The sequence below is a fragment of the Mesorhizobium terrae genome, from assembly GCF_008727715.1.
GTDB classification, from domain to species: Bacteria; Pseudomonadota; Alphaproteobacteria; order Rhizobiales; family Rhizobiaceae; genus Mesorhizobium; species Mesorhizobium terrae.
The window spans coordinates 3,988,148-4,002,067 of record NZ_CP044218.1; the positions used below are offsets into that span (position 1 = coordinate 3,988,148).

General features: G+C 64.3%; 12 protein-coding genes. 9 read left to right on the forward strand and 3 right to left on the reverse strand.

Annotated features, from left to right (window positions below; translation table 11 throughout):
* Nucleotides 1-27 precede the first annotated feature (27 nt).
* The 3 genes from FZF13_RS20410 (at nt 28) to FZF13_RS20420 (ending at nt 4,677) form a co-directional block, all read left to right on the forward strand.
* Nucleotides 28-3,243: a bifunctional cytochrome P450/NADPH--P450 reductase gene (locus tag FZF13_RS20410; RefSeq protein WP_024926255.1), complete on the forward strand. Its 3,216-nt coding sequence runs from the start codon at nt 28-30 to the stop codon at nt 3,241-3,243.
* Nucleotides 3,240-3,995 carry a transporter substrate-binding domain-containing protein gene (locus tag FZF13_RS20415; RefSeq protein ID WP_024926256.1) on the forward strand — a complete coding sequence of 252 codons (756 nt, stop codon included), beginning with the start codon at nt 3,240-3,242 and terminating at the stop codon, nt 3,993-3,995. Before FZF13_RS20410 ends, FZF13_RS20415 begins: the two co-directional genes overlap by 4 nt.
* Before the next feature lie 121 nt (nt 3,996-4,116).
* The gene (locus FZF13_RS20420) at nt 4,117-4,677 is read left to right on the forward strand and encodes a GNAT family N-acetyltransferase (RefSeq protein ID WP_024926257.1); all 561 of its coding nucleotides are present in this window, start codon (nt 4,117-4,119) and stop codon (nt 4,675-4,677) included.
* Between the two features lie 105 nt (nt 4,678-4,782).
* On the opposite strand, the gene FZF13_RS20425 is transcribed toward FZF13_RS20420, so the two are convergent.
* On the reverse strand, nt 4,783-5,976 hold the full coding sequence (locus FZF13_RS20425; protein ID WP_024926258.1) for a hypothetical protein: 1,194 nt from the start codon (nt 5,974-5,976) through the stop codon (nt 4,783-4,785).
* Nucleotides 5,977-6,340: 364 nt separating this feature from the next.
* Between FZF13_RS20425 and parC the strand changes: the two genes are divergently transcribed.
* The 4 genes from parC (at nt 6,341) to FZF13_RS20445 (ending at nt 10,328) form a co-directional block, all read left to right on the forward strand.
* Nucleotides 6,341-8,599 (forward strand): DNA topoisomerase IV subunit A, encoded by a 2,259-nt coding sequence (gene parC, locus FZF13_RS20430; RefSeq protein WP_024926259.1) that lies wholly within the window; start codon nt 6,341-6,343, stop codon nt 8,597-8,599.
* A 96-nt stretch (nt 8,600-8,695) separates the two neighbouring features.
* Complete coding sequence (locus FZF13_RS20435; protein ID WP_024926260.1) at nt 8,696-8,899, forward strand: YgaP family membrane protein; 204 nt, start codon at nt 8,696-8,698, stop codon at nt 8,897-8,899.
* Nucleotides 8,900-8,906: 7 nt separating this feature from the next.
* Nucleotides 8,907-9,428 (forward strand): RNA polymerase sigma factor, encoded by a 522-nt coding sequence (locus FZF13_RS20440; RefSeq protein ID WP_024926261.1) that lies wholly within the window; start codon nt 8,907-8,909, stop codon nt 9,426-9,428.
* 138 nt (nt 9,429-9,566) lie between these two features.
* On the forward strand, nt 9,567-10,328 hold the full coding sequence (locus tag FZF13_RS20445; protein ID WP_024926262.1) for a polysaccharide deacetylase family protein: 762 nt from the start codon (nt 9,567-9,569) through the stop codon (nt 10,326-10,328).
* A 34-nt stretch (nt 10,329-10,362) separates the two neighbouring features.
* Here FZF13_RS20445 and FZF13_RS20450 read toward each other — a convergent pair whose 3' ends face one another.
* Nucleotides 10,363-10,767: a winged helix-turn-helix transcriptional regulator gene (locus FZF13_RS20450; protein WP_024926263.1), complete on the reverse strand. Its 405-nt coding sequence runs from the start codon at nt 10,765-10,767 to the stop codon at nt 10,363-10,365.
* Nucleotides 10,768-10,933: 166 nt separating this feature from the next.
* Here FZF13_RS20450 and FZF13_RS29170 point away from each other — a divergent pair, with 166 nt between their 5' ends.
* Nucleotides 10,934-11,632 (forward strand): TetR/AcrR family transcriptional regulator, encoded by a 699-nt coding sequence (locus tag FZF13_RS29170; RefSeq protein WP_024926264.1) that lies wholly within the window; start codon nt 10,934-10,936, stop codon nt 11,630-11,632.
* Between the two features lie 115 nt (nt 11,633-11,747).
* Nucleotides 11,748-12,968 carry an AI-2E family transporter gene (locus tag FZF13_RS20460; RefSeq protein WP_024926265.1) on the forward strand — a complete coding sequence of 407 codons (1,221 nt, stop codon included), beginning with the start codon at nt 11,748-11,750 and terminating at the stop codon, nt 12,966-12,968.
* Here the strand turns inward: FZF13_RS20460 and FZF13_RS20465 are convergent.
* Entirely contained in the window at nt 12,956-13,852 is an 897-nt protein-coding gene (locus tag FZF13_RS20465) for a DMT family transporter (protein ID WP_024926266.1), read from the reverse strand. The two genes, FZF13_RS20460 and FZF13_RS20465, sit on opposite strands and share 13 nt — an antisense overlap.
* Between the last annotated feature and the right edge of the window lie 68 nt (nt 13,853-13,920).

The following is a 13,920-nucleotide window of genomic DNA, read 5'->3' on the forward strand; positions in this document are numbered from 1 at the left end:
AACCGGATACAATCCACGGGAGGGGGCATGTCTCTGGAGACCGGGCTCAGGAATATCCCCAGTCCGCCCAAGAAGCCGTTCGTCGGCAACATGCTGACGGTGGACAAGGAGACGCCGCTCCAGAGCCTGATGCAGCTTGCGCGCGAACTCGGGCCGATCATCCGCCTCGACATGATGGGCACGCCGATGGTGGTGGTGTCGGGCGCTTCCCTGGTCCAGGAAATCTGCGACGAGAGCCGCTTCGACAAGGCGGTGCGCGGTTCGCTGCGGCGCGTGCGCTCCGCCGCCGGCGACGGGCTGTTCACCGCCTATACGCAGGAGAACAACTGGACCAAGGCGCATAACATCCTGTTGCCGACCTTCGCTCAGCGCGCCATGGCCGGCTACCTGCCGCTGATGTACGACATCGCCAGCCAGCTCTGCATGAAATGGGAACGACTGAACGCCGACGACGACATCGACGTCGTCCACGACATGACCGCGCTGGCGCTCGACACGGTCGGCGTCTGCGGTTTCGATTATCGCTTCAACTCGTTCTACCGGCGCGACTATCACCCCTTCATCGACGCGCTGACGCGGACGCTGGAAACCTGCATGGTCCAGCGCGGGCTGCCGTTCGAGAAGATGATCCTGCGCAAGCGGCTCGACCAGCTGAAGACCGACGTCGCCTTCATGTCCAAGCTGGTCGACGACATCGTGCGCGAAAGGCGGCGCGGCGGCGGCGACCAGGCACAGAAGGATCTATTGAACTTCATGCTCGCGGGCGTCGACAAGACAACGGGCGAAAGCTTGTCCGACGAGAACATCCGCTATCAGATCATCACGTTCCTGATCGCCGGCCACGAAACGACGTCGGGCCTGATGTCGTTCGCGCTCTATTTCCTGGTCAACAATCCGGATGTGCTCGAAAAGGCCTATGAGGAGGTCGACCGCGTTCTCGGCACCGATATCGGCGTGATGCCGACCATCGCCGAGGTCAACCACCTGACCTATGTGCAGCAGGTGCTCAACGAGGCGCTGAGGCTCTGGCCGACCGCCCCGGCGATCGGCCTCTATCCCTATCGGGACGAGGTGATCGGCGGACAATACAAGATCAAGAAAAACACCTTCGTCACGCTGCTGACCTTGATGCTGCATCGCGACCCGTCTGTGTGGGGCGCCGAGCCCGAGACGTTCAATCCCGACAATTTTTCGCGCGAGGCGGAAGCGTCGCGGCCGGCGCATGCCTTCAAGCCGTGGGGCAATGGCCAGCGCGCCTGCATCGGGCGGCAATTCGCCATGCAGGAGGCGACATTGGTTCTCGGCATGATCCTGCAGCGTTTCCAGCTGTTCGACCACCAGCGCTACCAGTTGCGCGTCAAGGAAACCATGTCGATCAAGCCCGACGGTTTCCGCATCCGGGTGAAGGCGCGTCCCGGCCGCACGCGCGGCACGGTGGTGCCGGGCGCGGCTTTGGCCAGCCAGGCGGCGGCCCCGTCGGTGGCGCAAGCCAAGCGGCCAAGCCACGGCACGCCGCTCGCCGTGCTCTACGGTTCCAACCTCGGCACCACCGAGGAGCTTGCCCGGGCGATCGCGCAGGCCGGCGAGCTTAACGGCTTCGAGGTGACGCTCGACGAGCTCGATGCGCGGGCCGGCAGCCTGCCGACCGACGGCGCGGTGGTGATTGCCAGCGCCTCCTACAATGGCGCGCCGCCCGACAACGCTATCCGGTTCATGGACTGGCTGGAGAAGGCGGAGCCGGACGCCGCCAAGAACGTCAACTATCTGGTGTTCGGCTGCGGCAACCGCGATTGGGCCTCGACCTTCCAGGCAACGCCGCGTCGCATCGACGAGCGCCTCGAAGCGCTCGGCGCCCGCCGCATCGCCCAGCGCGGCGAAGGCGATGCGCGGGAGGACCTCGACGGCCAGTTCCAGGACTGGTTCAAGGGGCTGTTCCAGTCGGTGGGCGCGGCGCTCGGGCTCGACATCGATTTCTCCCAGCAAACCGAGGCGGAGCCGCTCTACGAGGTCGAGATCGTTTCCGGCCAGCCGGTCAATCCGGTGGTGCACCAGTCGGGCGCGGTGGCGATGACGGTGCTGGCCAATCGCGAACTGCAATCGCCGGGCTCCGGCCGCTCCACGCGCCATGTCGAGGTGGCGCTGCCGGAAGGCGTGGCCTATCGCGCCGGCGATCATCTCTGCGTCGTGCCGGTCAACGATCAGGCACTGGTCGAGCGCGTCGAGAGGCGTTTTGGCTTTTCGGCCGATGCGCAGCTTCGCCTGAAGACCACCGGCGGACGGCAGGCACCGTTTCCAGCGGACGGTCCGGTTCCGGTGCGCCGCATCCTGTCCGATTATGTCGAGTTGCAGGCGGTGGCGACACGCAAGCAGATCCAGGCGATGGCGGCGGCGACACGCTGTCCCTTCACTAGGCCGAAGCTGGAAGCGCTGACCGCCGAGGCAGGCGATGGCGCCGATCCCTACAAAAGCGAGGTGTTCGCCAGGCGCAAGTCGGTGCTCGACCTGTTGGAGGAATTCCCGGCCTGCGAGCTCACCTTCGGGCAATATCTGGAGATGCTGCCGCTGTTGGCGCCGCGCTATTATTCGATCTCATCGTCGCCGCAGGCCGGCGCCGGTCGCTGCTCGATCACCGCCGGCGTCGTAGACGAGCCGGCCCGCTCCGGCAACGGCATCTATCGCGGCGCCTGCTCCAACCATCTGGCGCGGACAGGCGAGGGCGGCGTCATCCACGCCAGCACGAAGGAAACCAAGGCGGGTTTCCGCTTGCCCAACGATGCGTCGCTGCCAGTCATCATGGTCGGTCCGGGCACCGGGCTTGCTCCGTTCCGAGCCTTCCTGCAGGAGCGCGCGGCGCTGGCGAAGGCCGGCAAGGCGCTGGCGCCGGCCATGCTGTTCTTCGGTTGCCGGCATCCCGACCAGGATTTCCTCTACCGGGACGAGCTGGAAGCGATGGCGGCGGCCGGCCTCGTCGACCTCCATGTCGCGTTTTCGCGTCATGGCGGCGAGCGGGTCTATGTGCAGGACCTCATCCGCAAGCTCGGCGCGACGGTGTGGAAGCTGATCGAGGCCGGCGCGCATATCTATGTCTGCGGCGACGGCAGCCGCATGGAACCGGATGTGAGGCGGGCGTTGACGCGTCTTTATGCCGACGAAACCGACGCCGACGCGCAGGCGGCCGATGCCTGGATGGAGCGGCTGGCCAGGGAAAACCGCTATGTGCTCGACGTCTGGGCCGGCAATTGAGCGTTGGTTCTGACGGGAGCGGCGACGTCGGCGTACCAGCTGAGGTGGTGTTCGCCTATCTTGACGAGCCGCCCTTCTGCTGGCCAGGCGCGGACGGTCGTCCCCACGGATGCGATGTCGAGGTCGCCGAGGCGGTGCTGAAAGCGATCGGGGTCGAGCGGATTTCGACTCGGCTGGTGACTTTCGCCGAACTGATGCCGGGGGTGGCCGAGGGCGCCTGGACGATCAACACGCCGCTTTTCGTCACGCCGGAACGGGCCCTACAGGTCGCTTTCAGCCGGCCGGTGTGGTCGCTCGCCGACGGGTTCATGATGCGGGCCGACAATAGCAGGCAACTCGACAGCTACCGGGCGATCGCGGCGAACGAAATGGCGGTGATCGGTGTCGTGGCGGGGCAGGTGCAGCACCAGTCGGCGCTGGCCGCTGGCGTGCCGACCGCGCGGACGCGGCTGTTCGCCACCCAAAAGGCCGCGGTCGAGGCGGTGTTGTCCGGCGTCGTCGACGCCTATGCCAGCGTCGCCATGGCGCATCGCGGCTATCTGCGCGAGCATGTCGATATCCGCCTTGAGGTCATCGATCTCGGAGTGGAGGGCAAAGCCAAACCCGCCGTCGGCGCCTTCTCCTTCGCGCTGTCCGACGTGGGCTTGCGGGAAGCCTTCGATCGGCAATTGGCGGCCTATCTCGGCTCGCCCGAACATGTCGCCATCATGGAGCGCCATGGTTTTTCGCATGCGGAGATCGTCGGCGCGTAGCCGTCGCGGAAGTTTACCTTGACGTAAACGTTACCCAGCGTGATCTTGCAATCCATGGTGCGCTGCACAATATTAAGGGCATCGAGCACCGACTCGGGGAGGAACCCACGAGGAGTGCGACATGGAAAGACAGATTTCGAACACGCGCCCCCTGACGGGGACAATTCGCCAGCTGAGACCTTCGGAACTTCCGCGATTCCGCGATCATCTCCTGAGGCTCGACGCTGAAAGCAGGCGCGACCGTTTCAACGGGCTGCCCGACGACAGCTTCATCGCTGATTATGCCGACCGCAGTTTCGCCGACGGTACGACCGTCGTCGGCTATGTCGAGAACGATATGGTGCTGGGCGCTGCCGAACTGCATGAGCGGCCGGAAGAAGCGACGCCGACGGCGGAGATCGCCTTCAGCGTCGAACGCCAGTTGCAGCACCGCGGCATCGGCGCGCTTCTGTTCGAGCGCCTGATCGCGCAGGCGCGCGGGTTGGGCTACACGCGGCTGCGCGTCACCACCCACCCGCAGAACCAGGCGATGAAAGCGCTTGCCCGCCGCTACCGCGCCGCGCTGAATTTCGAGGACGGCGAGACGGTCGGCACGATCGACCTCGAGCCGGCGGAAGACGATGTGCTGACCGGGCTTTTGCCGCTTCGTTCCCGTTCGGACGCTGCCTTCAGCAGGGCCTGATCCCCTGGCTTGCGCAAGCGGGGATACGATCCTCATCTCCATTCAATGAAAAAGGCCGCCAGTGAGGCGGCCTTTTTGCATGTCGCGACGATGGGCGAACGGCGATCAGTTGCCGTTGGCGGTAACGGTCACGCCCAGCGTCTTGGTGAGGTCGGCGGGGCTTGCCATGGCGCCGGCTGCGATCAGCGCGAACGGCACCGGGCTGGCCGGCTTGGCGGCGATCACCAGGTTCTGCGGATTGTCCAGATAGTCGCTGACGGCCTTGGTCACCTGGGCGGTCAGTTCCGGATTGTTGATCTGCGCCATGCCGAACGGCACCACGGCCTTGGCCTGGTTGGCGATGTCCTTCGCGGTCATGCCCTGCTTCTTGGCGACGAATTCCAGCACCTTGTTGGTGAGCGAATTGTCGGCGAAGCGGATCGTCGCGCTGCCGAAGGAGAGCTGCTGCATCAGGCCGAGCACAGCCATGCCTTCGGCCGACTTGTCGGCGCCTTCCGGCGTCGCGGCCATCTTCTTCTGAAGCTGCTGCAGCGACTTGATGAAGTCGGTGGTGTAGCCGCCGAGCGCGAAAGTCATGCCGATCGTGCCGGCATTGTCGACCGCGATGTCGTATTTCGACAGTTCGAGCTTGCCGTCGGTCGGCTGCCAGGAGCCGGCCATGTCGAGCTTGCCGGAGATGTTCTGATAGCCGAGCCCTTCGACGACCTGCTTGGTCTCGGCGTCCTGGATCAGCGTCAGATCGCCGGTAAACTTCTGGGCGCCGCCGGTGAAAGTCATCGGCTGGCCGCTGGCCGGCGGGTTCACGTTGACGGTGAGGTTGTTCATCGAGAAGGCGGTCTTGTCGGCGACCTTCACGGAAAGCGTATCAAGCTGGGCTGACTTGTACATCAAAAGCGATGCGAGCGGATCGGTGTTGCCTTCGGCCGGAATAGACATGCCGTTGATGACGAAGGGGCTCACCTCGAACTTGGCGCCGTCCTTCTCCTGGCTGAAGGCCTGGGTGGCGACGGTGTCGACGAGATAGCCGCCATTGGCGTCCGTCACGTTCTTCAGCGTGACATTGCCGATCGCCAGCGGCTCCTTTTCACCGACCGGCGCGATGGTGACGCCTTCCAGCACCATGTTGGACGTATCGCCGGAGACGCCGGTCCAGCCGACGGTCACACCCTGGCTTTCAAACGTGGCCTTGAGACGTTCCGCCACGGCCTTGGTGTCGGCCGCGAATGCCGGGCTGAGCGGCAGGGCGAGAAGAAGCGCCGAAACGGCGAACTTGCGAACGGTCGAGCGGTGGATGGTCATCGCGTGCTCCAAAGGGTGCCTGAGGCTTTCGAGAAAACGTCTATCGATTTGCGCCTCCACCCGTCCGCAAGGAAAGGGGCCGGAAGAAGGCATTGCCCGCCACAAAAGCCGACATTCGCGGAAAAAGACAGATCCGGCAAGTCGAGCGGCGGCGAGGCGCGGTCCTTACGTCATGCCCGCGACCCGCGCAACATCCCGTATTACCGTGGCCGCGCTTATACGGGGCTTGTTACAGTTTCATGGCGGCGATGTGGGGCTTGCCCTGCGAAAGGTGCCGGCTGGCTGCAAATTGTCATGGATAAGCGAGGAAGTGCTTGACCTGCCGCCTCTTGTCGCGAATCAGCCGCTCGGCTAGTCCAAACCCATGGGAAAGAGCCTTTTGCCGCCTGACAATGGCGGTCACGACAACATAGAACCGGTCGACCTGAAGAAGGCGCTGGAAGATCGTTATCTTTCATACGCGCTGTCGACCATCATGAACCGCGCCCTGCCGGACGTGCGCGACGGCCTGAAGCCGGTGCACCGGCGCATCATGCACGCCATGCGGCTGTTGCGCCTCAACCCGGACCAGGGCTTCGCCAAATGCGCCCGCATCGTCGGCGAAGTGATGGGCAAGTTCCACCCGCATGGCGACCAGTCGATCTACGACGCGCTGGTGCGCCTGGCGCAGGACTTTTCCATGCGCTACCCGCTGGTCGACGGCCAGGGTAATTTCGGCAACATCGACGGCGATAATGCCGCCGCCATGCGTTACACCGAAGCGCGCATGACGGATGTGGCGACGGAGCTGCTCTTCGGAATCACCGAAGATGCGGTCGACTACCGTCCGACCTACAATGAGGAGGACGAGGAGCCGACCGTCCTGCCGGGCGCGTTCCCGAACCTGCTCGCCAACGGTTCCTCCGGCATTGCCGTCGGCATGGCCACTTCGGTGCCGCCGCATAACGCCGCCGAATTGTGCGACGCCGCCCTTCACCTGATCGACCATCCCGACGCGCCGGTCGTCAAGCTGATGGAGTTCGTGCAGGGCCCGGATTTCCCGACCGGCGGCATCATCGTCGACAGCCGCCAGTCCATTCTCGAAGCCTATGAGACCGGCAGGGGCGGCTTCCGTGTCCGCTCCAGATGGAACCAGGAGGATCAGGGCAGGGGAACCTGGGTGATCGCGGTCACCGAAATTCCCTATGGCGTGCAGAAGTCGCGGCTGATCGAAAAGATCGCCGAACTGTTGATGGCCAGGAAACTGCCGCTTCTGGAAGACATCCGCGACGAGAGCGCGGAAGACATCCGCATCGTGCTGGTGCCGAAGAGCCGCACCGTCGACCCAGGCCTGATGATGGAATCGCTGTTCAAGCTGACCGAGCTCGAGAGCCGCTTCCCGCTCAACATGAACGTGCTGTCGCGCGGCAAGGTGCCGAACGTGCTGTCGCTCAAGGGCGTGTTGCAGGAATGGCTCGACCATCGCCGCGAAGTGTTGGTGCGGCGGTCGAAGTTCCGGCTGGGCGAGATCGAGAAGCGGCTGGAGATCCTTGCCGGCTATCTGATCGCCTACCTCAACATCGACGAGGTCATCCGCATCATCCGCGAGGAGGATGAGCCCAAGCAGGTGATGATGGCGCGCTGGTCGCTGACCGACGTGCAGGCCGAAGCCATCCTCAACATGCGGCTGCGGGCGCTGCGCAAGCTGGAAGAGTTCGAAATCCGCAAGGAGTTCGACGCGCTCTCGGAGGAGAAAAAGCAGATCGAATCCCTGCTCGCCTCGGTGGAGAAGCAGTGGAAGACCATCGCCTGGGAAATCCAGAAGATCCGGCGCGACTTCGGGCCCGAGGAGAACAAGGAACTCGGCCCGCGCCGCACCCAGTTCGCAGATGCGCCAGAGCACGACCTGACCGACATCGCGCATGCGATGATCGAGAAGGAACCGGTGACGGTCGTGGTGTCGGAAAAGGGCTGGCTGCGGGCGATGAAGGGTCATCTGACCGACCATTCGCTGTTCGGCTTCAAGGAAGGCGACGGGCTGAAGCTCGCGTTCCATGCGCAGACCACCGACAAGATCCTCGTCTTCACCACCGGCGGCAAGTTCTACACCATCGGCGCCGATCGCCTGCCGGGCGGTCGCGGCCACGGCGAGCCGATCCGCATCATCGTCGACATGGAGAACGATCAGGATATCGTCACCGCCTTCGTCCACGATCCGAAGCGCAAGCTGCTGCTTGTCTCGCATGAGGGCAACGGTTTCGTGGTTTCCGAGGAGGAAGTGGTCGCCAACACCCGTAAGGGCAAGCAGGTGATGAACGTCAAGACGCCCGACGAAGCCACGCGCTGCCTGCCGGCCACGGGCGATCATGTCGCCATCGTTGGCGACAATCGCAAGATGCTGGTGTTCGCGCTTTCCGAAATCCCGGAAATGGCGCGCGGCAAGGGCGTGCGCTTGCAGAAATACAAGGATGGCGGCGTGCTCGACGTGAAGACCTTCGCCATGGAGGGTGGCCTGTCCTGGCAGGATTCGGCCGACCGCACCTTCGTTCGGCCGCGCGAGGAACTGGCCGAGTGGATCGGCAACCGCGCCGCCGCCGGCCGCATGGTGCCGAAGGGGTTCCCGCGCACCGGCAAATTCGGATAACCGACTTTCTTCCATGGCGGCGCGAATCCTTTTGCGGGGTTCGCGCCTCTTATCCCTGCAGCCGGCATGGTGCCGGCGAGACAGGAGATTTGAACCATGGCGTTCTACAGGAAGAATATCGGCGGCTTGCACCAGATGATGAGGATCGTCGTCGGGCTGGCGGCAGCGGCGGCTGCGCTGATCTGGCTCGCCGCCCCGATCAGTTATCTCGCAGCCATGATGGGTGTTGCCTTGGTGCTCTCCGGCCTGTTCGGCTACTGTCCGACGTGCGCCGTTACCGGTATGGGCCGGCGTTCCTAGGTTCGACATGAACACTGTGCCGGTCCATCTGTTCGATGCAGCGCGGCTCGGCGATCGCGTGGCGATCGTCAAGCTGCTCGATATCGCGCAGCCGGATATCCGTCGTTATGCCCGTTCGAGCTGCCGCACCTCCGCCGATGCCGAGGATGCCGCGCAGGAGGCGCTGTGGCTGCTTTCGCGCAGGGTCGGCACGATCCGCTCGCTCGCCGCGTTCTCCGGCTGGTTGTTCACCGTGGTGCGGCGCGAGTGCATGAGGCTGGCGCGCACCATGCGGCTGCAGCCGCCACAATCGCTGGCCGAGATCGATCTGGAGCGCTCGTTCGGCGTCCGTCCCCACGCGGAGCTCAAGCTCGACATCGCGGCCGCGATTGAAGCCTTGCCGCCGCATTATCGCGAGGTCATGCTGCTTCGCGACCTGCGCGAAATGACGATCGACGAGCTGGCGGAAAGCCTTGGCGAGACACGCCAGAGCATCAAGGCGAAACTCCATCGCGCGCGGCTGCTGATGCGGGAATATCTCTCGCGTTGAGGCGAGGTTTGCCGCGCGCTCCGTCGTCGGGATTGACCATGTTTCAACCGACGATGGCCTGGTTATCGCGGACTTCTTGACGCCCGCAGCCGGCTCTCTACCTTGTCGCGCTAATATGCGAGGGGATGGAGGATATCGATGCTGGCAGTCGCGCGCGCGGCGCTGTTTTTGTTGCTGGCCGCGTGCGTGCCGGCCGGCGCCGCCCAGCGCACCGTCTATCTGACCTTTGACGACGGACCGCTCAACGGCACCGCCAATGTGCTGGACGTTCTGGAGGCACAGCAGGTGCCGGCCGCACTTTTCATGGTCGGCCAGCATGCGCTGGTGAGCCCGGAGCGCGGCGCGCTGGTGACGCGGGCGAAGTCGCTGCCGCTGGTGACGGTGGGCAACCACAGCTTCAGCCACGCCAACAACCGCTACCAGCGCTTCTATGCCGACACCGAGGCGGTTGTGGCCGACATGCTGAAGGCGAACACAGTGCTCGGTCTCAAGGCACCGCCGCCGGTTCCGGCGCGGCTACCCGGCCGGGACGTCTTCCGCCTGCAATATATGTCGCGCGACGATTTCGGCCTGAGTTTGGAGGAGGCGCAGCGCGAGCAGGTGGATTTCGAGTTCGTCGCCGCTTCCGGCTTTCATCTCTATGGCTGGGATTTCGAATGGGTGCACGAGGACAGCGGCAAGCCGGTGCAATCCGTCGACCGCCTGATCGACGAGATCGGGCACCTGTTCGCGGCCGGCCGCACGGTCGGCAAGAACAAGCTCGTCCTGCTCATGCATGACGAGATGTTCCAGGACGTCTTCCAGGGCAGGGACAAATTGACGGCGCTGGTCACCGGGCTGCGCGCCAAGGGCTATGCCTTCGGGCACATCGCCGACTACGACACCGCGACGAGCCCGTAGCGCGTTCGCGGAACTCCCAGCTCCATGGAGCCGGTCAGGCGGCGATATTGGGCAGCGCGCGCACGATCTCGTCGGCGGCGCGCTGCCTGGACAGCGGACCATATTGTTCCGACCATTCCACCAGCGCCTTGAAGGCTGGCTTCAGCCCATGCGCGCCTTCGCTGACCTCGTATTCCACCCGCAGCACGCTTTCGGGATAGACCGTGCGGCGGATCAGTCCGTCGGCCTCCATCTCGCGCAACCGCAGTGTCAACATATGCTGGGTGATGCCGGGCAGGCTGCGCCTGAGCTCGCCGAAACGGTGGCTGCGCTGGGCAAGAATCCAGAGGATTTCGATCTTCCACTTGCCGGCAAGGGGGCGCATCGCCTCGATAAGCTTCGTATAAGGGGCGTCGCCATTCGCGATCCGGTCCGCTTCCTGATCGTTGGACGGGCACATGATTGTTCGCTCGCTGCTATGGGGGATCTGTAACAAGCGTAAAGAACGAGCTCGCGCCATTTTCGTTGCCCGACTTTTGTCAGGAGTGTTGCGCGTGACCCGGCATTGACCGCGAATGATCGCTCGCATAAATTGAGAATGATCATTCGCATTTCTTGGAATAGCAATGAAAACAGCCTTTGGCAATATCGAGATGATGCTGGAAGCGGAGGCCGACGAGGGCAGGGCGCTGTCGCGTGCCGAGCGCCGCGAGCTTCAGGTGCAGCGCATTCTGGAAGCCGCCAAGACCTGTTTCGCCCGTGAGGGCTTCCAGGGCGCGTCGATGCAACAGATTTGCGCCGAGGCCAGCATGAGCCCCGGCGCGCTCTATCGCTATTTCGTCTCCAAGGAGGCGATCATCGAGGAGATCTGCGCCGCCGCGCAGCGCGACGACGAGATCAAGTTCGCTGTTATGTTCGACAATCCCGACGTCGTCGAGGGCATGGTGTTCGGCGCCATGGCCCATATCCGTTTCGTGCACGAGACCGGCGCCTGCGCGCTGATCGCGCAGTTCCATGCCGAGGCGACCCGCAACGAAGCCGTGCGGGCCACCTACTGCAACCACATGACGCAGGTGCGCACGCTCTTCCTCGATTATCTCGGCGCCGCCAGCGAGCGCGGCGAAATAGCCCCGCTGCTCGAACTGGAAACGCTGGTGCCGGCGCTGATGGCCGTCATCCAGGGCATCGCCAGCAACGACCTGCCGTCGAACGGCATCGCGCTCGACAAGCTGGAGACGATCGTGCGCACGGTATTGGTCGCCATGCTGCGGCCTACGGGCCGCACGGCGAGGCCGGCTGAAACGTCCTCCACGGCCGCTGGCTGACCGGGCGGAGATTTTCCCGTCGATTGGCTTATGGTCACGATTGCTGCACTATCGTCGTGCATAGTACCGGACAGTGGCCTTGCTTGAGCCGCCGCTGTCGATTCGGGGGACGTGTTTGAAATCACCGCAGACGAAAACGCCGCAGAAGGAACCGCGCCTGTTTGGTGCGGCGGCGCCCAACAGGGCGGCGGTCATTGCGCCGCTGTCGGCGGCACGCTGGCTCCTGGTGCTGATTGTCGCGGCCGGCGTGTATTTCTTCTACGGCTTCCTGGTTCCGGTGCTGGCGGCACTGGTCATCGCTTTCGCCAGCTGGCCGCTCTACAAGCGCCTGCTTGTCGCCGTTAACGGCAACCGCACGATCGCGGCCACCATCGCGCTGCTCCTGATCCTCGCTTTCCTCGTCATTCCGATCTCTATGGCCGGCACCTATGTCATCAACGAGGTGCGCGAATGGGTGACCTGGGCGATCGGCACCAATCGTTATGGCGCGCCGACGCCGCAATGGATCGCCAGCCTGCCGGTGGTCGGCGAGTGGCTGAACGAGCAATGGACCCGCAATCTTGGTCATCCGGGCGGCATCGGCGAACTGATCCAATTGGTCAGCGGCGCTACCATCCGCTCCATCTACAACACCGTTTTGGTTGCCGGCGGCAGCGCCTTCTCGCTGCTTTTGACACTGCTGTTCATGCTGATCGCGCTGTTCTTCGCCTATCGCGACGGCGAGGGATTTGCCCGGCAGGTCGATACGCTGGGCGAACGTATCCTTCCCGTCCGCTGGGAGCGCATCTCGCGCGTGGTTCCGGCCACCATTTCCTCGACCGTCACCGGCATGACCGTCATCGCCATCGGCGAGGGCGTCGTGCTTGGCATCGCCTACTGGCTGGCCGGCGTGCCTTCGCCGGTCACGCTGGGCGCGCTCACCGGCGTCATGGCGCTGATCCCCGGCGGCGCGCCGCTCGCCTTCACTCTGGTCTCGATCTATCTCGTCGGTTCGGGCTCGATCGTCGCAGGCGCCGCGCTGTTCATCTGGGGCTCGGTGGAACTGTTCATCGTCGACAAGACGATCCGGCCCAAGCTGGTCGGCGGTCCGATCAAGCTGCCATTCCTGCCGACCTTCTTCGGCCTGATTGGCGGCGTCAAGACGATGGGCTTTCTCGGCCTGTTCATCGGCCCGGTGCTGATGGCGCTGCTGGTCGCGATCTGGCGCGAATGGCTCTACGAAGTGGATGTGGTGGACCGCCAGCCGCCCGAAACGGCTGACGTGGAGGAAGCACCAACGGTGGTTGCCGAGCCGGTCGTCCTGGAATCGGCGCCGCGCAAGGTTCAGGCGGGGTGACGCACGGCAAGCGTCGCGCGGCGCTTGCGGCCCTGATGCAATTGCCACAGTGAATGGCTGACCAGCGCCACGATTAGGATCGTGCCGCCGATCATGCTGTCGCGCGACGGAACCTCGTTGAACACCAGCCACACCCAGACCGGCGCCAGCACGGTCTCCAGGAGATAGAACATCGCCGCCTCCGGGCCCGGAATGTATTTCGGTGCCGTGGCCAGGCAGAAGAACGAAATCGGGATGATGAAGCCGCCATTGAAGATGATCCACCACGGCGCGTTCACCTGATAGCCGGTCTTCCAGACCATGAGGACGGCGACGAGGAAGGGCAGCACCACGCCGATCAGCGCGGGGAAACCCATGTCCTTGCCGCTGTGGCGTGAAATGGTGATGGCGGAAGCGATGCAGAAGGCCGAGGTGGCGGCCAGGACGTCGCCGAACAGATGGCCGGAGCCGATCGAGCCGCCGACGATGATGCCGACGCCGCCGATCATCGCCGCCATCGCCGCAAAGGTGGCCGGGCGCGGCCGCTCGCCCAGGAACAGCCATGACAGCAGTGCCGCGAACATGGTGTTGAAGGCGAGGATGAAAACGAGATTGGCCGTCGTGGTGTTGAAGACCGCGGTGATGAAGGCGATCGAGCCGATGCCGTAAAGCGTGGCGACGGCCAGCCCGGCGCGGCCGGGGATCAGTTTCGGTGCCTTGGGCGTCAGCGAGCGCCAGATCGCCCAGACGATTAGCCCGGCCAGCAGGGTGGTGCCGCTGCGTAGCATCAGGATGCTCCAGGGCTGGCCGTCGGCCAGCCGGATCAGCGGAATATCGACGGTTAGCGCCATGCCGCCGAGGGCGGCGATGAACAGACCTTTCGAATGATCATGCGAAACAGTCACGCGCACAGGCTCCGTCATAAGGCAACGGCAGCGTTGCGAGCCTGGATCCTGACGTGGACTTGGTGGCT